General features: G+C 65.8%; 2 protein-coding genes and 1 pseudogene. All 3 read left to right on the top strand.

From position 1 onward, the window contains the following. On the top strand, positions 1-107 hold a 107-nt coding region (locus tag Q8M85_RS10505), incomplete at its 5' end, for a VirB8/TrbF family protein (protein ID WP_371135230.1). Then, positions 104-808 carry a TrbG/VirB9 family P-type conjugative transfer protein gene (locus Q8M85_RS10500; RefSeq protein WP_371135229.1) on the top strand — a complete coding sequence of 235 codons (705 nt, stop codon included), beginning with the start codon at positions 104-106 and terminating at the stop codon, positions 806-808. The genes Q8M85_RS10505 and Q8M85_RS10500, both read left to right, overlap by 4 nt. Then, positions 805-1,212 (top strand): annotated as a pseudogene (locus tag Q8M85_RS10495) (conjugal transfer protein); the annotation flags it as partial. The gene Q8M85_RS10500 and the pseudogene Q8M85_RS10495, both read left to right, overlap by 4 nt.

Raw genomic sequence — 1,212 nt, 5'->3', positions numbered from 1 at the left:
TGTTTGCCTTCCAACCCGAACAGACCCGCTCGATCGACGATGTCTGGCAAAACCCTTTCGGCTTCACTGTCACCCAATATGCCATCCGATCGGACCGTTCCGAATGATCATGTTTCCCGTTTCCGCCCTTCTGATCGCTGGCGCGTTGGCCATGGCGGCTCCCGCGGCCCTCGCCGAGACCACGCCGCGCCCCGGCTCTCATGACAACCGCGTCCGGGTTGCCACCTGGACCGAGGGGCAAGTCTACCGCATCGTCACCACCCTGACACGGGTCACCACCGTCGAGTTCGGCGAGGGCGAGACCATTCGCTCGATCATCGCGGGCGACACGGTGGGCTTCCAGTTCGACGGCGTGCCGGGCGGGCGTGCCTTCGCGATCAAGCCCACTGCCTCGGGCGTCGCGACCAACATCACCGTCTACACGAACCGCCGCTCCTACTACTTCCACATCGTCGAGGCGCGGGAGACCCCCCATTACGTGGTGCAGTTCCGCTATCCCGACGCAAATGTGCAGCCCGCGCGGGCCGTCGCGGCCGATGCGCCGAACGCGAATTATGCGGTCAGCGCGACTGAGGAATTCACACCTACGGCCATCTGGGATGACGGCACCTTCACGTATTTCCGCTTCGCACGGAACGCGCCGGTCCCTGCGATCTTCCGATATGCCAATGGCGGCGAGCGGGCGGTGAACAGCACAGCGCTCGAGGATGGTGTCATCCGCGTCGCTGGCGTGAACCGCCAGTGGGTTCTGCGTCTCGGCGAAGACGAGGTCTGCGTCCAAGACATGGGCCGCGAGGCAACGTCATGAGCCAGGACACCGAAGACCTCGCGGCACGCCTTGCGGCCCTTGAAGGCACGAGCGCGAAGAAATCCGGCCGCGCGCGGCCATCACCCATGGCCGCACTTCTCGGCGTCGGTGGGATCGCGGCAATTGGCGGGTTGGCCTGGGTGGCACTTCAACCCGCGCCACCTGCTCCCATGCCGACCGCCGCACCAGAGGAGTTCCAGACGACCGGCACCGGTTTTGGGGATCTGGCCCCCATGCCGATCGAGGAACCGGTGCCGGCTCCACCAGCGGAAACCGGTCCTTCGGAAACCGAGCAAGCCCTGATGGAAAGCCTTGCCACCCTGCAAGCCGAACTTGCCGAACTGCGCGCCCGTCCGACGGAGCCTGCAGGCGATGCTGGGGCGGAGGCCATCGCCGAGCTCACG

Source organism: Tabrizicola sp. (assembly GCF_030694085.1).
Classification (GTDB): domain Bacteria; phylum Pseudomonadota; class Alphaproteobacteria; order Rhodobacterales; family Rhodobacteraceae; genus Tabrizicola.
The sequence above is the reverse complement of the archived record's forward strand: the minus strand, read 5'-3'. Positions and strand labels throughout refer to the sequence as shown.